Raw genomic sequence first — 19,806 nt, 5'->3', positions numbered from 1 at the left:
ATGGACGCAAGCGATCGAAAACGACGCAAAACAACCGTTGCAGGCAGGGCGCCGTCCACATATGGATCCCAGGGTCTCCGCGACGGAGCTTCGCTCCTGCTCCGCCCTGGGATGACGAAATTGGGAGGCTTCGGCCAATCCCGAATGTGCAGCGCTACCAGTTCATGCTTTCTCGTCAGCCTTCGGCCAGTAGGTGCCGAACGACCAGACATTGCCTTCCGGATCGCGGCAGATGAATTCGCGGCTGCCATAGTCGCGGTCGGTGAGTTCTTCCAGAATCTCGGCGTCGGCGTTCTTTGCCCGCGCGTATGTCGCGTCTGCGTCAGCGACCGCAACGTAGATCGACTTGCCGCCGCCCGAACCGGGCGCGCCGACCATCTTGCCATAGGCATCGTCGCGCGCCGTGCCGAGCATGATGATCGAAGAGCCGAATGCGAGTTCGGCGTGGTGCACCACGTCGCCTTCGCCATGGCGGGCGCGGATGCTGAAGCCGAAGGCCTCGCACAGCCAGTCGATCATCTTGCCGGCATTTCTGTAGCGCAGCGCCGGGTAAATCCGCGATGGTTCGGTGATGTTCGGCATGGCAGATCTCCTTCAACGGGTTGGTCGATCAACCCAGTCTGGGCGAAGGCCGGTTGCGCGTCTTGAAGAAATGTTACCTAGCGGCAAGCGCCGTCGGCGCGACGCCTGCCAGGTCGCGAAACTCGCGTACCAGATGCGCCTGGTCGGCATAGCCGCAGTCGGCGGCGATGTCGGCCCAAGCGCTGTTGGCCTGTCTCGACAGGCCAAGCGCATGGTTGAAGCGGACGATGCGCGAGAGCGTCTTGGGTCCAACGCCGATCGCATCCGAAAATTTTCCGGTAAGATGCTTGCGGCTCCAGCCAAGTTTTTCGGTCAGCGTCGAGATGCGGGTCCGGCCGCCTGTGGTGACGATCGTCTCATAGGCCCAGACCATTTCGGCCTGAGTGCGGTCCGCGGTTGCCAACCGATCACCGACGAAGGCTTCGGCGATGGCAAAGCGTGAGCTCCAATCCGGCGCATTGCCAAGCCTTTCGCGAAGCGCGATGCCTTCGACGCCGAGCACGTCATCCAGGCCGACCATGCGGTCGGTCAGTTCGCTCATCGGGCGGCCGAAGAAGCGACGAGCGCCGAGCGGGCTGAAATTGATCTGCACACAGCAGGCGCCGCCGAAGGATTTGATCACTACCGGCCCGGCATAAAGGCCGGCGGCAAAACTGGCGAAGCGGTCATTGTCGCTGGGGTCCCTGCCGAGCCCGATGGCAAAGGGTTCGGCAAAGCTGATGACCAGCGGCACGGTCAGCGAGGCATATTCGATGGCGCGGAAATGGCCTGGCATGGTTTCGCGAAAGCCGCATATGTCGGTGACGACGCCCTGAAGTCGATGGCTCGGCGCGCGCCGCACCATCTCGAACCGATCGAGCCCTGGGCTTTCGTGGCGGCTGCCGTCTTCGCTGTCGGGCATGCGCTTTCCTTCCGCCGCGCGACTTTAACAGACCATCCGTCGGAATCAAAAGCGCCCGGCTTTTGGCCGGGCGCTCCGAGTTGCCTGAGATTCGGAGTTGTCTGGACGTGTTTAAGCCCCGCGCATCAGGCAGCCGGCGGCCAGCACGATGTAGGCGATGACGACAATCCACGCGGCATTCAAAGGGATAAACGCAAGAACGCCAAGCGCGGCGAGAACGCCGATGATGGCGATGACAAGGGATATAATGAAAATAAGCTGGGTAGGCGCACTGAGATTCATGTTCGGTCCCTCCTCAACATGATTCGTACAGCGGCATAGTATCAGGCGCGCGGTCACACACCAATGAGCGCACGCAGGCGGCTTTTCCACCATTCGCACCCCGTTTGCGCAAATCCGATTCCGCGCTACCTTCCGAACGAATCGGAAGGGGCTGATGGCGATGGGATTGCTGGACCAGATACGCTCGATCTTCGACGGCGACCCCGGCGTGCGCAAGGTGGCGGACGATCCGGTGCTGTCGGCGGAGCTGCTCATGCTGTTCCGTATGATCCTCGCCGACGGGTCGGTCAGCGAAAGCGAAATGACCGCCTTCAGGCGTATCTGCCGGGACGCCTTCGGCATGCCCGAAACCAGCATCGACAGCGTCATCGAATATCTCAACGAATTCGGCTACGAGACCAACGGCTCGCAGGCCGTCGCGCAGTTCCGCGACCTCGACGTCGAACGGCGCAAGCTGCTCGCCCGCCACATGGCCGAAATCGCCAAGGCCGATTCGCAACTCGCCGGGAGCGAAATGCAGCTGTTGCGCCGCACTCTCGACCTGCTCGACATCAGCCCGGCCGATTTGGTCAAGCCACAAGGCTGAGTCCGCTCACCCCTGTTCCTGAAGTCGTTTCGCGATCGCCCGATTCAAATCGGGAGCGGCGGCGACCAGCGCCTTGGCCGCTTCGGATTGTGGGTGGTCGAGTACTTCGCTCGTCCTGCCGCGCTCGACGATCTTGCCGTCATGCATGACCATCACTTCGTCGGTGATGGCGCGGGCGACGGTCAGATCATGGGTGATGAACAGATAGGCGATGCCGAGTTTTTGGTTGAGCTCGGCGAACAAATCGAGAATCTGCGCGCGGATCGAGACGTCGAGCGCCGAGACCGGCTCGTCGGCGACGACCAGTTTCGGCCGGGTGATGATGGCGCGGGCGATCGACAGGCGCTGGCGCTGGCCGCCCGAAAACTCGTGCGGGTATTTGTCCATGTCGCCTGGTGAGAGGCCGACCTCGTGCAGCGCATGCGCCACCATCTCGCGCCGCGCGGCGGGCGCCGGCTTCTTCTCCAGCACATGCAGCGGCTCGGCCACCAATCTCTCGACCTTCTGGCGTGGGTCGAACGAGCCGTACGGGTCCTGGAACACGACCTGCATGTCGCGCCGCGCCGGCTTCAGCTCCGCCTCGCTCTTGCCGGTGAGGGTATCGCCGCGGAAGCGGATTGTCCCTGATGTCGGCCTGTCCAGCGCCAGGACCATGCGGGCCAGCGTCGACTTGCCGCAACCGGAGCGCCCGACCAGCGCCACCGACTGGCCGGGCGCCATGGAGAAGGAAACATCGTCGACGGCGCGGACGGGAGCCCCTCGCTTGAAAAGCGAAATGCGCCGTGCCGGATAGTCGCGCGTCACGCTGTCTACCTCAACCAGAGGTTTTCCTTGGCCGACGCTGTGCCTAGCCCGCGCGGGCACATGCATCGAGGCCTGCGCCAGCTGGCGCGTATAGGAATGAAGCTGTTCGGACAGGACACGCGCCGTGTCGCCGGCATCCATCACCTCGCTATGGCGCAGGATGGTGATGCGGTCCGCCATCTCGGTCACCACGGCGAGATCGTGCGAGATCAGCAGCAGCCCCATGCGGTTTTCCGCGACGAGGTCGCGCAGCAGGTCGAGGATCTGCGCCTGCAGCACCACGTCGAGCGCGGTCGTCGGTTCGTCGGCGATCAGCAGCTTGGGCTTCAGCGCACAGGCGATGGCGATGACGACGCGCTGGCGCTGGCCTCCGGACAGCTCATGCGGATAACGCGACAGCGGGAACTGCGCCGCCGGCAAGCCGACCCGGTCGAGCATTTTTCGCGCCCGTTGCTCGGCGTCCGCGCGGCTCGCCCTGGTGTGCCAGCGAATACCCTCGGCAACCTGCTCGCCAATGGTCTTGACCGGGTTGAGCGCCGTCATCGGCTCCTGGAACACCATGCCGATGTCGTCGCCGCGCAGCGCGCACATCTGGTCCTCGCTCGCCGCCAGAATATCGATGCCGTCGAAGGTAACGCGTCCGCTGGCGCGTGCCGCCCAGGGCAAGAGCTGCATCACGGTGAGGGCCGTCATCGACTTGCCGGAGCCGGATTCGCCGACCAGGCCCATGACTTCGCCGGGCGCGACGGACAGCTCGATGTCCCTGAGGATGGGCGTGCCGCCGATGGCCAGCGACAGCTTCTCGATTTCGAGCAGGCTCATCGCTGCCGCCGCGATTGCGGATCGAGGATGTCGGCGATGCCGTCGCCGAGCAGGTTCAGGCCAAGCACGGTGACGACGATCGCCATGCCCGGAAAGATCGCCATCCACGGCGCCACCACCATGCGGGTCTGGGCGTCGAACAGCATGCGGCCCCAGCTCGGCATCGGCGGCTGGGTGCCCAGCCCGACATAGGAAAGCCCGGCTTCGGCCAGTATGCCCAGCGCGAACTGGATGGTGCCTTGCACCAGCAGCAGCGTGGCGATGTTGGGCAGCACATGTTCGATGCTGATCAGCGTCGTGCTCTTGCCGGCGGCGCGGGCGGCGAGGATGAATTCGCGCGGCCAGATCGCCAGGGCGCCGGCGCGGGCGACGCGCGCGAAGACCGGGATGTTGAAGATGCCGATGGCAATGATGGCGTTGAACGCGCCGGGCCCGAAGATGGCGGTGATCATGATTGCCGAAAGCAGCGCCGGAAAGGCGAAGACCAGGTCGTTCAGCCGCATCAGCACGTCATCAACGAAGCCGCCGCGCGCCGCGGCAAAGGCGCCGAGCGGCACGCCGATGCCCATGCCGATGCCGACCGCCACCAGCGCCACGGCAATCGAGTTGCGGGCGCCGACCATGATCATCGACAGGATGTCGCGACCGAAATGGTCGGTGCCGAACCAGTGCGCCAGCGACGGCGCCTGGGTCTTGTCGGAAATGACCAGTCTGGTGACGTCGTAAGGCGTCCACAAGAAGGAGAGGATCGCGACCGCCGCCACCAGTGTGGTGACGACGAAGCCGGCGAGGAACGAACGGTTTCGAAACGCCTTGGCCAGGATGCTGGCAAGGTTCTCGTCGGGGATGTCGATGTGCAGCGTCATTGCCGGCCTCTCAGGCGCGGATCGACCACCGCATAGGAGAGATCGACAACGAAATTGACGATGATGACGGCGGCAACCAGCAGCATGACGACGCTCTCGACCACGATCAGGTCACGCTGGTTGATTGCCTGGAACACCAGCCGCCCGAGGCCGGGCAAATAGAAGACGTTCTCGATGATGATGGTGCCGGCAAGCAGGAAGGCGAATTGCAGGCCTAAAATGGTGACCACCGGGATCATGGCGTTGCGCAGCGCATGCCGCCACAAGACAAGGCGATAGGGCAGGCCCTTGGCGCGGGCGGTGCGGATGTAGTCCTCGTTCAGCACTTCGATCAGTGCCGAGCGGGTGACCCGGGCGAGGATCGCCGCCTGCGGCAGAGCGAGGGCGATTGCCGGCAGGAGCAGCGATTTCAGCGCCGGCCAGACGCCGGCGCTCCAGCCGGGAAAGCCGCCGCCGGGCACCAACCGCAGCCAGACGGCGAAAAGATAGATCAGCATCAGCGCGAACCAGAAGTTGGGCACGGCGACGCCAAGCTGGGCGGCGCCCATCGCGATCGTGTCGCCGGCGCGGCCGCGTCGGCTGGCGGAAAACAGTCCGACCGGAATGGCAATGACGGTGGACAGCGCCAGCGCCATCAGCGCCAGCGGCAGCGAGACGACGAGGCGCTCGCGGACCAGATCGATGACCGGCACCGAATAGGTGTAGGAACGGCCGAAATCGAGGCTCAGCAAGCCGCCGGCCCAGTGCAGATAGCGCAGCACGACGGGAGCGTTGAGACCCATCTGGTTGCGCAGCAATTCGATCTGGTCGGCACTGGCGTTCAGGCCAAGCATCAGCCGCGCCGGGTCGCCGGGAATGATCTCCAGCACGGCAAAAACGACCATCGAGGCCAGAACCAGCGTGACGACGGCGATGGCGAGGCGCTTGAGGAGGTAGGCGGTCATGAGCTGCCTGATGCAAGCACTGGGCGAAGGTAGCGTTCCCGCCCACCCCCCTCTGTCCTGCCGGACATCTCCCCCTCAAGGGGGGAGATTGGCAGTTTCCACGCCCGTCTTCTCTTCAATGCTGGAGATTGGCGAAAACCGGAGCGACGTCCGATCTCCCCCCATGAGGGGGAGATGTCCGGCAGGACAGAGGGGGGTGTGACGGAGTGCAACTTTCGCCTTTCTGTCAGCGATCAATCCGTCCACTTCACCTTGGTCAGGTCGTTGGCCTGGATCGGGGCATTTTCCCACAGGCCCTGCAGTTTGGCGTCCCAGACGCCGACCTTCGGCAATTCGTAGAGGAAGCCGACCACGGCGTCATCGGCCAGGACCTTCTGCGCCTCGCCGAGCAGCGTCATGCGCTTGGCCTCGTCGGAGGTAAGGTTCAGCTCGTCGATGATCTTGTCGAAGGCCGGGTTGTCGTAGTTGAAGTAATAGTCCTTGCGCGAATAGATATCGATGTCGTTGGGCTCGGTGTGGGAAACGATGGTCAGGTCGTAGTCCTTCTTGGTGAAGACCTGGTCCAGCCATTGCGCCCATTCGACCGGGATGATCTCGAGATCGATGCCGATTTCGCGAAGCTCCGAGGCGATGATCTCGCCACCAAGCCGCGCATAGGAGGGCGGCGGCAGCTTCAGCGTCGCCTTGAAGCCATTCTCCAGGCCGGCTTCCTTCAGCAACTCCTTGGCCTTCTCCACATTGTGCGGATAGAGGCCGGTGAGGTCGACATAGGCTTTGCTGGCGGGCGACATGTGCGAGCCGATCGGCACGCCGAGGCCGGCCGAGGCGCCGTCGATGATCGCCTTGCGATCGAGCGCAAAGGAAATCGCCTGCCTGACCTGCAGCTTGTCGAAGGGCGGCTTCTTGTTGTTGATCGACAGGATGGTTTCACCCTCGGTCGAGCCGATCACCACCTTGAAGCGTGGGTCGTCCTTGACCTGGGCGACGCTGTCGGGGTCGAAGAACGGAAAGGCCTGGACGTCGCCGGAAAGCAGCGCCGGAACGGCGGCGGCGGCATCGGGAATGATGCGGAACTCGGCCTTGTCGAGGAACACCGGGGCGCCCCAGTAATTGTCCGACTTGACCAGCGTGATCGACGAGCCCTTGGCCCAGTTCTGGAATTTGAACGGGCCGGTGCCGATCGGTTTTTCCTTGTTGGTGTCGGCTGTCTCAGGCGCCACGATCACCGCGTCGCCCCAGCCCATATTGTAGAGGAACGAGCCCTGCGGGTTCTTCAGCGTGACCTTCACCGTCGTGGGATCGACGACCTCGACCTTGTCGATGGCGGCGAACAGGCTCTTTTGCGCGTTGACGGAATTGTCGGCGCGGGCACGATCGAGCGAGAATTTCACGTCGTCGGCGTTGAAGTCGCTGCCGTCATGGAATTTCACGCCTGTATGCAGCTTGAAAGTGTAGACCTTGGCGTCGTCGGAAATGCTCCAGCTTTCGGCGAGATCGGGCAGCACCTCGCCGTTCGGGCCGATGCGGGTCAGGCCCTCGAAGACATTGGCATAGAGTACCTCGTCGATTGCCGCGGCGGCACCCGCGGTCGGGTCGAGATGCGGGGGTTCGAGCGTAATGCCGATGACCAGGTCGGTGCGCGCGGCCATCGCCGAGGTTCCGGCGGCCAACGCCAGCGCCGCGGCAGCCAGAATGGTTTTCCACAATTTCATCGTGCAACTCCCCATATCTAAAACACGTGCTCAAACCCGGGCGGATAGAAGCGTGAATTCGCCGCCGAGTAAATTGCGTTTCGTACCGTCCGCCATCGCCGGGAGGAATGTTTTTTCGCCCATGGCCGGATCATCGCGGGCCGGCGTCCCTCAGCAGAACGTCGAGGCCGATCGCCATCACCTTTGCCGAGTCCAGCATGTCGGCAATGCCGACCCATTCATCGGGCCGGTGGGCGAGATCGAGGATGCCCGGGCCATAGGCGATGCAGTCATAGATGTGGCCGATACGGGCGATGTGCTTCTGGTCGTAGGTGCCGGGCGAAATCACGTAATCCGGTTCGCGGTCGAATATCTCCATGATGCCTTGCGCGACCGCCTTAACCACCGGCGCGTCGCGCTCGGTCATCAGCGGCAGCACCTCCATCAGATCGCGGATTTCGTAGTCGAACTTTTTGCGCTCGCGCTTCAGCCGTTCCAGGATATCGGTCACCTCGCTCTTGACCGTAGCGAGATCCTCTTCGAGCAGAAAGCGGCGGTCGATGGTCAGCCGGCAGGAATCGGGCACGTTGGGCGAGGGCAGGCCGGGCCGGAAATCTTCCGTCTGGCCGCCATGGATCGAGTTGATGTTCATGGTCGAGCGTTTTGCGCCTTCGGGCACGACCGGCATGCGCGTCATCTTGCGGTCGAGCGCCGGAAACAATTCCTCCTCGAAGGCCCGCAGCACGGCGCCCATATGGCGCACCGCATTGTCGCCGAGGAACGGCATCGAGCCGTGCGCGATCTCGCCTTTGGTCTCGATCTCCGCCCACCAGACGCCGCGATGGCCAAGGCAGATGCGATCCTTGTTGAGCGGCTCGGGAATGATGACGTGGTCGACCTTCGGCCTGGAGAAATAGCCGAGCTTGGCCAGATGCGCGACGCCGCCAAAGCCGCCGGACTCCTCGTCGACCGTGCCTGAAATCTCGATGGCGCCGGGAAAATCGGGAAAGACCTCCATGAAGGCTTCAGCGGCGATGATCGAGGCGGCAAGCCCGCCTTTCATGTCGCAAGCGCCGCGGCCATAGACCTTGCCATCCCTGACGATGCCGGCGAACGGATCGAGGCTCCAGCCGTCGCCGGGCTCGACCACGTCGATATGCGAATTGAAGTGCACGCAAGCACCCGGCGCCCGGCCATCGAAGCGGGCGACGACGTTGACGCGCGGGTAACGGTCAGTGTCGCCAGGCGTGCCCTCGGCACGGATGAATTCGATCTCAAAACCACGCTTCTTCAGCCGCGCGCCGATATATTCGGCACATGGCCGATAGGCTTCGCCGGGCGGATTGATGGTCGGAAAGCGGATCAGATCCGCAGTCAGTGCAACCAGATCATCGGCTCGGTCATCGATAGCCTTGAGGAGCCGTTCGTTCGGTTCGTTCATTCGGCGAATTGAGCAGCGGATGAGGGAGTTTTGCAAGCCCGATGGCGAATTGCGAGGCGATTGCGTGTCGTTACGGCAACTATTGCGGGAAATCGTTCAAATTCGCTGCTTTGGATTGGTGAAATCGTCAGGGAGTGGGTGTTAGCTCGCTGGCTTGCCATCAAAACGCTGGAGAACAGCGCGAGGGCAGGCAGGCAAGGGGCATCAAAGGGGTTTGATTGCATGAAAAACACTGTTCTCATGGCAGCGGCATTGATGGCGATGCTGTTCGGTTCGTCGTTCGAGAGCCGGGCGGCCAGCCTGGTCGCGAACATCGACATATCCTCACAGACGATGACGGTAAGATACGGGCTTTCGTATTACCGGTGGAGCGTTTCCACCGCCCGCAAAGGCTACATCACGCCGCGCGGCAGTTACCGGCCACAGCGGACGGCCCGGATGTGGTATTCGCGCAAATACGACATGTCGCCGATGCCCTATTCGGTGTTCTTCCGCGGCGGCTATGCCATCCACGGCACCGGCGCGATCCGGCAATTGGGGCGCCCGGCATCGCATGGCTGTGTGCGCCTCCACCCCAGCAACGCCGCCGCTTTCTATTCGATGGTGCGCAAAGCCGGCTTCGGCAATACGCGGATCCTCGTGACGAATTAGGGCCTGCTCCTCGGCCCGCAATAAAAAACCCGCCGGAGCGGCGGGTTCGTCGGGGCCAAATAGCACCATACCAAAATTAGTAGCATAGCTGCCGGCACAAAGCAAGAACAAAATAGGGGCCGGTGCCCAAAAAGATCGTTCCGCTCAGGCGGCTTTGTCGCGCACTGTCGCCGGGCGACGCTTTTTGCGGCCGCTGATCTCCCAGCGCTTGTGGAACCACATCCACTGGCCGGGGTCTTCGCGCACCCAGCGCTCGACCACGTCGTTGAGGAGCTGGGTGGTGGCGCGGACGTCGACACTGCCGCCGGCGGTGCGCGGCAAGGTGAGCTTGTCCTCGATCTCGAGCCGGAAACGGTTGTTCGGCAGGCGCACGCAGCGCGCCGGGTAGACATCGCAATCGTAGTGCCGCGCCAGGGTGCCGAGGACCCGGTTGCTCTCGCAGGGGCGGCCGAAGAATGTCGTCTCGAGCCCGCCGGTGAATTTCTGGTCGACCAGCACGCCGATATTGCCGCCTTTCTCCAGGATGGCCGCAAGCGCAAACGAGGCACCGGTCGAAGACGGCAGCAGCGATCCCATGCTCGAGCGGCGGGTCGAGAGGATGTAATCGGCGAGATAAGGGTTGTTGGGCGGGCGAAACAGCGCCGTGATGTTCATGCCGAAGGTCGCCGCCGCCACCGGCAGCAGCTCGAAATTGCCGAGATGCCCGGTGAAGACGATATGCGGCTTATCCTCGCCCGCGATGCGCACGAAATGCTCCACGCCCTTGACCTCGACACGGCCCGGCTTCGTCGCAGCGGGATCGTAGTCGAACAAAGCATCGAGAAAGATGTATTCGGCGGCCAGGCGGGCCATGTTGCCCCACATGTCGGAAGCGATCGCCTCGATCTCGGCATCGCTCTTTTCCGGATAGGCCTTGCGCAGATTGTCGACGGCAACCTGATGGCGCGCTACCCAGGGGCCGATGCGGCGGGCAGCGCGGTCGGCGAAATTGAGCGCGCTGTCGGGCGGCAGCAGGCGCAGCGCTGAGATGATGAACATCGCGACCCGCGCGACCAGCCAGTAGTTGAACTGGCGAAGCCGCCTGCCATAGCGGAATCCCAGGTCCCTGCGGATCTTCCTGAAGGCGTTGCCGATCATTCTCAGCCGACGCGCAGGATGATCTTGCCGAAGACGTCGCGGCCTTCCATGCGTTTCAGCGCCGCATCGATGCCGTCGAAGCCAACCTCGGTGTCGATCACCGGCGCGACCAGGCCCGCCGCCATCTTCTGCATGGCGTCGGCCATGTTTTCCATGCGGCAGCCGAACGAGCCTAGCAGCTTCAGCTGCTGCTGGAACAACTGCATCAAATTGATCTGCGTCGACACGCCGGAGGTCGAGCCGCAGGTGACCAGCCGACCGCCGCGTTTGAGGCACAGCATCGAGGCGGCAAATGTGTCGGCGCCGACATGCTCGAACACCACGTCGACGCCCTTCTTCTTGGTCAGCTTGCGCACGACGCCTTCGAAGCGGTCGTCGCGGTAATTGATGACGTGGTCGGCGCCGAGCGCCTTGGCCTTGTCGATCTTGTCGTTCGAGCCGACGGTGGTGATGACCGTGCAGCCCATCTTCTTGGCCAGCTGAATCGCGGCGGAGCCGATGCCGGAGCCGCCGGCATGGACCAGTATCGTCTCGCCGGGCTGCAGCCGGGCATTGTCGAACAGCATGTGCTCGACCGTGCCGAAGGTGACAGGCGCCACCGCCGCGCCGATTTCGCTCACGCCGGGCGGAGCTGGGACCAGAAGGCGCGCCGGCAGGTTGATCTTTTCCTGCGCAAAGCCGTCGAGATGGAAGCCGTGCACGCCCGAAACATGCTCGCAGAGATTGTCGCGGCCTTCGCGGCAGGCGCGGCAAAGACCGCAAGTGCGGGCGCCATAGATCGACACCAATTGCCCGGGCACAAGGCTGGAAACGCCGGGGCCGACCGCCTCGACCTCGCCGGAAGCCTCGGCGCCGACGACCAGCGGCAGCTTGCGCTTGGCAAAAGCCATGCCGCGCCAGCCCCAGACGTCGATGTGGTTCAGCGCCACGGCCTTGATGCGCAGCGTCACCTCGCCGAGCGCAGGTTGCGGCGGGGGCGGCAGGTCCACCGTTTCAAGGCGGCGGTCCTCGATAAGTTGCAATGCGCGCATGGTGCCTGTCGGTTCAGTCTGGCTGAAAAAGGTCGCTTAGACCGGTTCCCGCGCCATGACAAGGCAGGTGTTCTGGCCGCCGAAGCCGAAGGAGTTCGACAGGACCGTGCCGACCTCGGCGTTGCGCTTGGTGTTCGGCACCACGTCGAGCACGATTGCCGGGTCGGGATTGTCGTAGTTGATGGTCGGCGGAATGACGCTTTCGCGCATCGTCATCAGCGAAAATGCGGCCTCGACGGCACCGGCAGCCGATAGGGTGTGGCCGATCATCGACTTATTCGACGAGACCGGCATTGACGAGATCCGCTCGCCGAACACCGTCGACAGCGACAAATGCTCCATCTTGTCGTTTTCGGGCGTCGAGGTGCCATGGGCGTTGACATAATCGATCCCGTTCTCACTCAAGCCGGCATCGGCAAGAGCGGCGCGCACCGCCGCGATCGCCGGCGAACCGTCCGGCTTGGAGCGGGTGCGATGGAAGTCGTCGGCCTTTTCGCCGCAGCCGCGCAATATGCCGAGAACGGTGGCGCCGCGGGTAAGTGCTGCCTCCAGCGACTCCAGCACAAGGGCGCCCGAGCCTTCGGCGAGCACGAAGCCGTCGCGATCCTTGGAGAAGGGTTTTGAGGCCTTTTCAGGGATGTCGTTATGGGTGGAGAGCGCCGATAGAAGCGAGAAGCGGATCAGCGCCTCGGCGGTCGCCGAGCCATCGGCGCCGATCGACAGCGCCCTGTCGCATTCGCCGCGGCGGATCGCCTCGACGCCGAGCTGGATCGCGGTGGCGCCCGAAGCGCAGGCTGTCGACAGCGTGATCGGCAGGCCGCGTGTGCCGAAACGGTCGGCAAGCCGGTCGGCAATCGAGCCGAACTGGGTGGTCTCGAAGATGTCGAGTTCCCTGAGGCCGCGCGCTACCCGCAGCAGCCTCTCGGCACCGGTGTCGTGCCTGTCTGAATTATTGGGCGTGTCGAAATTGTAGAGCGAAAAGCGCTCGCTCCAGTCGAGCTCGACCGGCGGCGAAGCGAGGAACAGCGGTCCGCCGAAATCGCCGGCATCGAGGCCGGCCTCCGACATCGCTTCCTGGGCGGCGGTTTCGGCAAGCTCATAGGTGAGGAGACTGGCGCCCTTGGAACTCGACGGCAGGAAATCGACCATGCCAGAGATGCGGGTGTTGAGATGATCGACCGGGAAGCGGGTGATCGGATGGATGCCGGATTTGCCTGACGTAAGTGCCGCCCAATTGTCGGCTTTGCCGACACCGAGCGACGTCACCACGCCGATGCCGGTGACGGCGACGATGGGCCTGCCCATATGGTCGTTCAGATTGGCCATTTGTTGTCCAAAAACCTGTTTCTCTTGGAGCGTCGGATCGCCCGAAAACCGCGCCACACGTTTCGGTCCGATGCTCTAGGCGGCTTTGATCAGCGCCATGCCCTCGAATTGGTGATAGCCGATTGCCGTTGCAAGGACGGTCTTCGGGACACCGGCAAACGGTTTTTCGACTGTGGCGTCGAAGACAGGGTAGGCGGCCTTGCGGTCGACAGCCAGGGCCGCCAGCGCAACGGCAAAGGGGAACTGCGCTTCCTTCATGTGGCCGGTCAACGTCGAAAAGCCGCGTGCGGCGATCGCCGGATTGGCGTCGAGCGCCGATTTCTCGGCGGCGGTCGCGGCATGGGCGCCCGAAGCGCCGGAGATCGCCAGCAGTTCGCCGTCCGGCAATGCCGCTTGCTTCAGCAGCGCGGCGATCTCACCGTCGAGTTCGCCCCGCCGGCGCCTGGCACGGCCGGACAGGATCGGGCCGAGTTCCGCATAGATCTTCCGGCCACGGCTTTCCGCATGCTCGCGCTGCTCCAGGACGAGAAACGCGCCGCCGGATCCGGTCACCACGCCGCCGCCCTCGGCACCTTGCCTTTGCCAGACCGGCGTCCACGGACCGCGATGCAGGTAGCCGGCCAGTTCATAGCCGAGCAGCATGTCGGAGTGTTCGGTCTGGAAAGCGCCGCCGACCAGTATATGCGTCGACTGGCCGGAGCGGATGCGCGCGGCCGCCGTCTCGACAGCGGCGACGCCGGCGCCTTCCTCGCCCATGAAGGTGCGCGACGATCCCGTCACCTTGTGGACGATCGAGATGTTGCCGGCGAGCAGGTTGGAGAGCTGTGCCAGAAACAGCGTCGGGCGCAATTCCGTGGTCAGCTTCTCGTTGAGCAGCACGTCGCGGTCATTGCGGCTTTCCGATGCTGCGAGAATGGCCGCGTCGACCGCCTCGTCGCGCTCGCCGCCGCCGGCGGCCACCACCATGTCCATGGTCGCGCAGAGTTCGTCATTGCCCTTGATGCCGGCATCGTCGAGCGCAAGGCCGGCCGCGTAGGTGCCGAGCCTCTGCCAGATCTCCATCTGCCGCTGGTCGCCACGCTTGGCGATCTGCAGGTTCCAGTCGATCTCCGGCAGCGGGTGAACCGTATAGGGCGAGAAGCGCGAGGCCTCCAGAACCGGCTCAAGGCGCGGCTGGACGAGCTTTTGCCAATGCGCATCCGGACCCTCGCCCAGTGACGAGACAAGGCCGATGCCTGATATGACGACGTCGCGGGGGTTCATGGGCGGCTGTTGTGGGTGAGGGCGCGTCAAGCGCTGTGCTTAGATGGCGTTCTTGGCGGCGACGAGCGCGTCGATCTTGGCGCACAGGTTCTTCATGACGAAATAGTCGTCGGTCGAGGCCTTGCCGTCGTTGACCTCCTGCGTCCACTTTTCCAACGGCACCTTGATGCCGAATTCCTTGTCGATGGCAAAGACGATGTCGAGGAAGTCGAGGCTGTCGATGCCGAGATCGTCGATGGTGTGGCTTTCGGGCGTGATCGTCTCGATGTCGATCTCGCTGGTGTCGGCGATGATCTTGGCGACTTTGTCGAACGTGGTGGACAAGGGCTTTTCCTTCGATTGCGGGCGGAATCTGTCCGCATGTGTTTTGGGCTGTCTAATCGGTTTTTCCGGGCAGGAAAAGGCCTGATACGCCGGGCGCAGATGGGATTGCTGCCCAGGCAGAGCAAGATGAGATCGGAATCCAACCACGGCTTCTCGTGGCAGTGGCATTTCGGCAACACCTATCTCGCTCGACGCGAGGAGCGACCGGCCCGGTCAGAAGGTAACGCGGCCGAGTACCCGCAGGCCGTCGCCCTGCGGCGCGACGACCACGGCTTCGCCTTCGCGCGGCGAGATGCCGGTCAATTCCTTGATGTCTTCGAGATGCGTGACCATGACCAGATTGTCGGAGCCGGAATAGCCGCGGATCTCGGCCAGGATCGCAGCGATCTGGGCGGCCTTCTCCTTTTCGTCGGTCTTCAGCAGGTCAAGCGGTGCGAACGGCTCCGGCTCGCTTTCGAAAGCGATGCGGGCGGTCTCGAGGCAGCGGCAATAGCGGCTGGACAGCACGCGCTCGACCGGTGCCGCGCGGGCGCCAAACAGCGCGCCGATCTTGCGTGCCTGCTGCTTGCCGCGCTCCGAGAGATTGACCTGGGTTGCACATTTGCCGAGGTCGAAATTGGCCGCATCGGTGGTGCCGGTGACCATGGCATGGCGGAGCAGGACCACATGCCCGCCGTCGCGCAGCAGCGCCCAGCCGGCTTCCGTCGCATGGGCTGTGGCGGAAACGGCAAGCAACAGCAGCGCCAGCACAAATCGAAGCATCGGACATCCTTTTCGGGTGACCGGCAGGCGGGCCCCGGTGACCGGCATATAGGGATGGCAAAGCCGGCTGAAAGACAAGCCGAGTGCAACCTGCGGCCGAAAAGCCTATTTCTTCGCTATCTGCTTCTTCACCAGATCGATCTTGCGGTCGGTCAGGGGGATGGGGAGTGTGTAGCCGGCTTCGGTAAAGCCCTGCTTGGCGTTCTCGAAGAATTCGATCGCCTTTTGGTATTCGGCATTGCCACCGCCATAGCTGCCGCGGTTCCAGTGGACGTCGCCGAGATTGTTCTGCTCGAAGGCCCATTGCATCGGCTGGCTTTCGCGAGTGAAGACCTTGAGCGTTGCCTCGAAGGCGGCTTCGGCTTCGTCCAGATATTTGCCGGTGCGTTCGAGATTGCCGAGATTGATCAGGCTCATGCCGATGCCGTTCTGCGCGTTTGCCCAATCGACGGGCGCGGTTTCGAAGGTCAGTACCTCCAGCGCCGCCCGGCGCGCGGCGATCGATCCGGCCAGTTTGCCGGGATCGGCCTCGCTCATGCTCAGCCATTGCAGCGCCGAGCCTAGACCAGCCTGCGCCAGTGCCCATTGCCGCGGCGTCGTCTCGCGCTTGTATTCGCGAAGTGCATCGCGATAGGCCTCGATCGCCTCCTCGTAGTGCACCGGCTTGTCGGTCACGCCGCCGAGCAGTTGCAGCGTGTTGCCGAGATTGTAGTGGGTCATCGCCCAGTCGAGCGGAAACTCCTTTTTGGTATAGACGCGCTGTGCCGCCCGGTATGCAGCGGCCGATTGCTCAAGCCTGGCAGGATCGCGCGTGCGCTGGCCGAGCGTCTGGCAGATCGAGCCGAGATTGTTCTCCGCTGAAGCCCAATCCGTCGGAAAGCGCTGGCGTGTGAATATGGTCAGCGCGTCGCCATAGGCGGCAGCCGCCTCTTCGAGCAGGCCGGTGCCGAGATCGAAACGGGCAGCACTGCTCAACGCGTTACCCAGATTGAGACGGCTGCTCGCCCAGGAGAGGGGGAAGGTGTCGCGGGTGCGGATTTCGAGCGCGGCGCGGAATGCCGCGGCTGCCTCGTCGATTTTTGCCTTGTCGTTGCGTTGCGTGCCGAGAGACACCAGCGTATTGCCGAGATTGTGCTGGACCATCGCCCACTGAACGGGCGCCTTTTCGCGCGTGTATTCTTCAAGCGCCAGCCGGTAGGCGGCCTCGGCCTCGGTCAGGCGCTCGTCTCCCGGTTCGCGCTCCGAAAGCGCGTAAAGCGCAAGGCCAAGGTTGCTTTGCGAGGCGGCCCAGTCCAGCGGGACTTTGTCGCGCGGCCGCTTCTCCAGCGTGGCGCGCATCGCCACCACCGCCTCGTTCAAGCGTTTCGGGTCGCTCTCGCGTTCGCCGATCTTCAACAGCACATTGGCCAGGTTGTTCTGGGCCGCGGCCCAGTTGATGTCGTCCTTCTCGCGCTCGAACACGGCAAGCGAATCGCGAAAGATTTTCGCTGCCTCTTCCAGCCGGTCGGTTTCGCGCTCGCGCTCGCCGATCGTCTGCAGCACCACAGCCATGTTGTTGCGGGTGATCGCCCAGTCGCGGTTCTGCTCGCCATTGGGGATGAAGTTCAGGATGACGCGGTAGGCGTCGATGGCGCGCTGCAGCGCTTGCCTGTCGCCGGTGGCGTTGCCATGCGCGTTAAGCGCTTCCGCCTCCTGGTTCTTGTAGTTCCAGCGCAGCCTGTCGTCCCATTTCTCGACCAGCGAGAAGGCCTTGCCGTAATCGTTGGCGGCCGACAGATAGTCGAAGACCAGCGCCGAAGCGTCGGCGCGCCTGGCATAGATCGCCGCGTCGGCAAGACGCTTCTGTCTGACCAGATCCTCTGCCCGATCGACCACGCCGCTGGCCTGCTCGACCCGGCCCACCGCCTAGTCGAGGAAGTTGCGCGCGGTGACGATGGCGCCCTGGCCGATCGCCTTGTCGGCCGAGGCGACGAGGCGGCTGATCTCGGGGTCGTCGGTGCGCAGCGCGTCGCGCTCGGAGATCATCTTCTTCAGGCGCTCGGCCTGGGCGTCGAGCAGCTTTTGCAGGTCGGTGGGGTCCTCCGGCATCTTTTCGGTGCCGAGCGCCTTCAACACGCCATAAAGCGCGTCGAGCGGCACGCCGTCCTGCAGCGAGGCCAGTTCGACCTGTGCCCGCTTGGGGTCAGGCAACTCGGCGATCGTCAGCAGCAATTGCCGCCGCTCGCCGGTGATCAGGCCGTCGTCGCCGGTCGGTTCCTGCGGTGCTGCGCCGAAGTAGAGCAGCCGGCGCAGGCTTTCATTGACCCATGGCCGCTGCTTGGCCTTGGTGTCGAGATAGACCTCCTCTGTCACCATGCGCATGACCGAGCCGAATTCGGTGCCCTTCATCGCCGCGAGATGGCGCAGAAGTGCCGCTGCGTAGGGGCTGTTTTCGCCGACGATGCCATCGAGTGCCGGCCGCCCCGGCTCGGCGGCAAAGCCGATCACCGTTCCGAGATTTTCCGTCGCGGTCGCGTTTGCCAGTGCCCTGGCGCCGCGCACCGGCTCCAGGCCGCCGGCGCCAATCGGCGAGGCCGAGGCCGTCGGCGCCCGGCGCAGCACCGCATCCGCCGGAAACGGGTTGGTGCGGCAGGCATCGAGCAGCATGATCGTTACCGGCACGGTCGTGTTCAATTCGTCCATGACGGCGGAGATCGGCACCAGGGCCTGATCGGCGTCCTTCAATGAAGAAACGTCGGCGTCGACCGGCACCAGATAGTTGTCGCCGCCGGCCTCGATGCCGTGGCCGGAATAGTAGATCAAGGCGACGTCGGCGTCCTCTGCATCCTCGGCGAAACGCTCGAGGTCGCGCTTCAGCTTTGCCGTGTCGCGGTCGGTGACGCTGCGCGCGTCGAAGCCGAGATCGGTCAGCATCTTGGTGATGTCGCGGGCGTCGTTGGCGGGGTTGGGAAGAGCCGCTATGTGCTGGTATTTCGACTGGCCGACAATCAGCGCCACGCCCTTGAGGCTCGCCGGCTCCGCGCGAAGCAAGGTCGTGACTAGGCAGAGCAGGGCGGCGACGAAAACCGTCAGCCACGCCTGCTTGAAGAAGTGCTGATTTCCGACAAGGCCCATTCGCCGCGTGTCCCCCGACAACTCTGTATAGCGCCGGCATCCAACCATGAGCAAATTCGGGCAAGATCCGAGCGGCCGGATTGTTGGCCGGGAAGGGCGATTGCGCCGCCGCCGGGGCTCGCCTATCACGGGAAAAATGTCTCCGCTTACCGAAACCGTCCTCTTCGTCTTCAGTCTCGTCGGGCTCGGCTATCTTGCCGGGTTGACCGGCTATTTGAAGCCGGCGAGCGGCGAGGGCGTATCCGAATTCGCCATCAACGTGGCAATGCCGCTTTTGCTGTTCCAGACCATGGTAAAGGCCGATTTCCACGGCGTGGCGCCGTGGTCGCTATGGGGCGCTTATTTCGCGGCGGTCGCGCTCACCTGGGCCACCGGCCATCTGGTTATTACGCGCATTTTCGGACGAGACGCCCGCGCCGGCGTCGTCGGCGGCGTATCGTCGTCCTACTCCAACGTCGTCCTGCTCGGCGCGCCCTTCATCATCGGCGTGTTCGGGCCGGCCGGGTTCGAAGTGCTGTCACTGCTCGTCTCCATTCACCTGCCAGTGATGATGATGGCCTCGATCATCCTTTTCGAGATGTTCGGCCGCGGCGGCAGCGAGCCTGTGCATCCGCTCCGCGTCGTCAGGAGCTTTCTCAGGCGGGTATTCATCAATCCGCTGATCATAGGCATACTGGCCGGGCTGGCGTGGCGCTTCACCGGTGCGCCGCTGCCGGTGCTTGCGACGCGGCTGAGCGACGCGCTGGCCGGCACGGCCGCCCCGGTGGCGCTGTTCGCCATGGGGCTCAGCCTGCGCCGTTTCGGCATTTCCGGCAATGTAAGGCCGGCGCTGGCGCTGTCGGCGCTGAAACTGTTCCTAATGCCGGCGCTGGTTCTCGGCCTGGTCTGGCTGATCGGCCTGCCGCCATTGACGGCCAAGGTGGCGGTCATGGTTGCGGCGTTGCCGTCCGGCATCAATTCCTATCTCATCGCGGTGCAGTTCAACACCGGCCAGGCGCTGGCGTCGAACCAGATGACCATCGCCACCGCCTGTGCGGTCGTGACCACTGCGTTTTGGCTAACAGTGGTCGTCCATGTTTTTGGATAAGAACTCGGGTTTTTGGATAAGAGCCCGGGTTTTTGGATGAGAACCCGGCTGCATCGCCTCTCGCTTTGGCTGGCCCAAACCCTATATGCCATCTTGTGATTGCTTGCGGGGCTTGCCCTGGGCTAAGAGCAGTGGCTCTAGCGATGCTATCGCGCACGTCCATTCACGAAATCAGCGACCGGCCCGCCAGGT

19 protein-coding genes are annotated in these 19,806 nt (G+C 63.8%); 3 read left to right on the top strand and 16 right to left on the bottom strand.

All coding sequences use genetic code 11. The features are described 5' to 3' along the window. Positions 1 to 162: 162 nt before the first annotated feature. The 3 genes from NKI97_RS18825 to NKI97_RS18815 all read right to left on the bottom strand — a co-directional run bounded on the left by NKI97_RS18825 (position 163) and on the right by NKI97_RS18815 (position 1,765). Positions 163 to 582 (bottom strand): VOC family protein, encoded by a 420-nt coding sequence (locus tag NKI97_RS18825; protein ID WP_352835799.1) that lies wholly within the window; start codon positions 580 to 582, stop codon positions 163 to 165. 73 nt (positions 583 to 655) lie between these two features. Further along, complete coding sequence (locus NKI97_RS18820; RefSeq protein WP_352835796.1) at positions 656 to 1,483, bottom strand: helix-turn-helix domain-containing protein; 828 nt, start codon at positions 1,481 to 1,483, stop codon at positions 656 to 658. A gap of 111 nt (positions 1,484 to 1,594) precedes the next feature. Beyond that, entirely contained in the window at positions 1,595 to 1,765 is a 171-nt protein-coding gene (locus tag NKI97_RS18815) for a hypothetical protein (protein WP_023676480.1), read from the bottom strand. Between the two features lie 154 nt (positions 1,766 to 1,919). Between NKI97_RS18815 and NKI97_RS18810 the strand changes: the two genes are divergently transcribed. Next, positions 1,920 to 2,351, top strand: coding sequence for a TerB family tellurite resistance protein (locus NKI97_RS18810; RefSeq protein ID WP_352835794.1), 432 nt, complete (start codon positions 1,920 to 1,922; stop codon positions 2,349 to 2,351). A 6-nt stretch (positions 2,352 to 2,357) separates the two neighbouring features. Here NKI97_RS18810 and NKI97_RS18805 read toward each other — a convergent pair whose 3' ends face one another. From NKI97_RS18805 to NKI97_RS18785, 5 genes are all read right to left on the bottom strand, one after another. Beyond that, positions 2,358 to 3,977 (bottom strand): ABC transporter ATP-binding protein, encoded by a 1,620-nt coding sequence (locus NKI97_RS18805; RefSeq protein ID WP_352835792.1) that lies wholly within the window; start codon positions 3,975 to 3,977, stop codon positions 2,358 to 2,360. Continuing rightward, a complete protein-coding gene (locus NKI97_RS18800; RefSeq protein WP_352835790.1) occupies positions 3,974 to 4,843 on the bottom strand; it encodes an ABC transporter permease in 870 nt (289 codons plus the stop codon). Before NKI97_RS18800 ends, NKI97_RS18805 begins: the two co-directional genes overlap by 4 nt. Beyond that, positions 4,840 to 5,787, bottom strand: coding sequence for an ABC transporter permease (locus NKI97_RS18795; RefSeq protein WP_352451980.1), 948 nt, complete (start codon positions 5,785 to 5,787; stop codon positions 4,840 to 4,842). Before NKI97_RS18795 ends, NKI97_RS18800 begins: the two co-directional genes overlap by 4 nt. Before the next feature lie 233 nt (positions 5,788 to 6,020). Further along, the gene (locus NKI97_RS18790) at positions 6,021 to 7,499 is read right to left on the bottom strand and encodes an ABC transporter substrate-binding protein (RefSeq protein WP_352835788.1); all 1,479 of its coding nucleotides are present in this window, start codon (positions 7,497 to 7,499) and stop codon (positions 6,021 to 6,023) included. A gap of 130 nt (positions 7,500 to 7,629) precedes the next feature. Beyond that, complete coding sequence (locus NKI97_RS18785) at positions 7,630 to 8,919, bottom strand: acetylornithine deacetylase/succinyl-diaminopimelate desuccinylase family protein (RefSeq protein WP_352835786.1); 1,290 nt, start codon at positions 8,917 to 8,919, stop codon at positions 7,630 to 7,632. A gap of 222 nt (positions 8,920 to 9,141) precedes the next feature. Between NKI97_RS18785 and NKI97_RS18780 the strand changes: the two genes are divergently transcribed. Beyond that, on the top strand, positions 9,142 to 9,570 hold the full coding sequence (locus NKI97_RS18780) for a L,D-transpeptidase (protein WP_023676467.1): 429 nt from the start codon (positions 9,142 to 9,144) through the stop codon (positions 9,568 to 9,570). Between the two features lie 144 nt (positions 9,571 to 9,714). Here the strand turns inward: NKI97_RS18780 and NKI97_RS18775 are convergent, their stop codons facing one another. From NKI97_RS18775 to NKI97_RS18740, 8 genes are all read right to left on the bottom strand, one after another. Next, positions 9,715 to 10,707: a lipid A biosynthesis lauroyl acyltransferase gene (locus NKI97_RS18775; protein WP_352451977.1), complete on the bottom strand. Its 993-nt coding sequence runs from the start codon at positions 10,705 to 10,707 to the stop codon at positions 9,715 to 9,717. A 2-nt stretch (positions 10,708 to 10,709) separates the two neighbouring features. After that, positions 10,710 to 11,738: a zinc-binding dehydrogenase gene (locus NKI97_RS18770; RefSeq protein WP_352451976.1), complete on the bottom strand. Its 1,029-nt coding sequence runs from the start codon at positions 11,736 to 11,738 to the stop codon at positions 10,710 to 10,712. A gap of 36 nt (positions 11,739 to 11,774) precedes the next feature. Then, a complete protein-coding gene (locus NKI97_RS18765; protein ID WP_352451975.1) occupies positions 11,775 to 13,064 on the bottom strand; it encodes a beta-ketoacyl-ACP synthase in 1,290 nt (429 codons plus the stop codon). A gap of 75 nt (positions 13,065 to 13,139) precedes the next feature. Continuing rightward, on the bottom strand, positions 13,140 to 14,327 hold the full coding sequence (locus tag NKI97_RS18760) for a beta-ketoacyl-ACP synthase (protein WP_352451974.1): 1,188 nt from the start codon (positions 14,325 to 14,327) through the stop codon (positions 13,140 to 13,142). 39 nt (positions 14,328 to 14,366) lie between these two features. After that, positions 14,367 to 14,651, bottom strand: a complete 285-nt coding sequence (locus tag NKI97_RS18755) for an acyl carrier protein (protein ID WP_023676462.1) — start codon at positions 14,649 to 14,651, stop codon at positions 14,367 to 14,369. 213 nt (positions 14,652 to 14,864) lie between these two features. Beyond that, entirely contained in the window at positions 14,865 to 15,413 is a 549-nt protein-coding gene (locus NKI97_RS18750; protein ID WP_352451973.1) for a histidine phosphatase family protein, read from the bottom strand. 105 nt (positions 15,414 to 15,518) lie between these two features. After that, positions 15,519 to 17,288: a tetratricopeptide repeat protein gene (locus NKI97_RS18745; protein ID WP_352835782.1), complete on the bottom strand. Its 1,770-nt coding sequence runs from the start codon at positions 17,286 to 17,288 to the stop codon at positions 15,519 to 15,521. Between the two features lie 30 nt (positions 17,289 to 17,318). Next, positions 17,319 to 18,527, bottom strand: a complete 1,209-nt coding sequence (locus NKI97_RS18740; protein ID WP_352451971.1) for a caspase family protein — start codon at positions 18,525 to 18,527, stop codon at positions 17,319 to 17,321. A gap of 136 nt (positions 18,528 to 18,663) precedes the next feature. Here NKI97_RS18740 and NKI97_RS18735 point away from each other — a divergent pair, with 136 nt between their 5' ends. Then, the gene (locus tag NKI97_RS18735) at positions 18,664 to 19,614 is read left to right on the top strand and encodes an AEC family transporter (protein ID WP_352451970.1); all 951 of its coding nucleotides are present in this window, start codon (positions 18,664 to 18,666) and stop codon (positions 19,612 to 19,614) included. Positions 19,615 to 19,806: the final 192 nt, after the last annotated feature.

Source organism: Mesorhizobium sp. M0296 (assembly GCF_040321675.1).
Classification (GTDB): Bacteria; Pseudomonadota; Alphaproteobacteria; order Rhizobiales; family Rhizobiaceae; genus Mesorhizobium.
This window is presented reverse-complemented; position numbering and strand designations above follow the sequence as displayed.

Bases quoted from the DNA above. Each gene is read 5' to 3' on its own strand.
- NKI97_RS18825 (WP_352835799.1), bottom strand. From the start codon at position 582: ATGCCGAACATCACCGAACCATCGCGGATTTACCCGGCGCTGCGCTAC.
- NKI97_RS18820 (WP_352835796.1), bottom strand. From the start codon at position 1,483: ATGCCCGACAGCGAAGACGGCAGCCGCCACGAAAGCCCAGGGCTCGAT.
- NKI97_RS18815 (WP_023676480.1), bottom strand. From the start codon at position 1,765: ATGAATCTCAGTGCGCCTACCCAGCTTATTTTCATTATATCCCTTGTC.
- NKI97_RS18810 (WP_352835794.1), top strand. From the start codon at position 1,920: ATGGCGATGGGATTGCTGGACCAGATACGCTCGATCTTCGACGGCGAC.
- NKI97_RS18805 (WP_352835792.1), bottom strand. From the start codon at position 3,977: ATGAGCCTGCTCGAAATCGAGAAGCTGTCGCTGGCCATCGGCGGCACG.
- NKI97_RS18800 (WP_352835790.1), bottom strand. From the start codon at position 4,843: ATGACGCTGCACATCGACATCCCCGACGAGAACCTTGCCAGCATCCTG.
- NKI97_RS18795 (WP_352451980.1), bottom strand. From the start codon at position 5,787: ATGACCGCCTACCTCCTCAAGCGCCTCGCCATCGCCGTCGTCACGCTG.
- NKI97_RS18790 (WP_352835788.1), bottom strand. From the start codon at position 7,499: ATGAAATTGTGGAAAACCATTCTGGCTGCCGCGGCGCTGGCGTTGGCC.
- NKI97_RS18785 (WP_352835786.1), bottom strand. From the start codon at position 8,919: ATGAACGAACCGAACGAACGGCTCCTCAAGGCTATCGATGACCGAGCC.
- NKI97_RS18780 (WP_023676467.1), top strand. From the start codon at position 9,142: ATGAAAAACACTGTTCTCATGGCAGCGGCATTGATGGCGATGCTGTTC.
- NKI97_RS18775 (WP_352451977.1), bottom strand. From the start codon at position 10,707: ATGATCGGCAACGCCTTCAGGAAGATCCGCAGGGACCTGGGATTCCGC.
- NKI97_RS18770 (WP_352451976.1), bottom strand. From the start codon at position 11,738: ATGCGCGCATTGCAACTTATCGAGGACCGCCGCCTTGAAACGGTGGAC.
- NKI97_RS18765 (WP_352451975.1), bottom strand. From the start codon at position 13,064: ATGGCCAATCTGAACGACCATATGGGCAGGCCCATCGTCGCCGTCACC.
- NKI97_RS18760 (WP_352451974.1), bottom strand. From the start codon at position 14,327: ATGAACCCCCGCGACGTCGTCATATCAGGCATCGGCCTTGTCTCGTCA.
- NKI97_RS18750 (WP_352451973.1), bottom strand. From the start codon at position 15,413: ATGCTTCGATTTGTGCTGGCGCTGCTGTTGCTTGCCGTTTCCGCCACA.
- NKI97_RS18740 (WP_352451971.1), bottom strand. From the start codon at position 18,527: ATGGGCCTTGTCGGAAATCAGCACTTCTTCAAGCAGGCGTGGCTGACG.
- NKI97_RS18735 (WP_352451970.1), top strand. From the start codon at position 18,664: ATGTCTCCGCTTACCGAAACCGTCCTCTTCGTCTTCAGTCTCGTCGGG.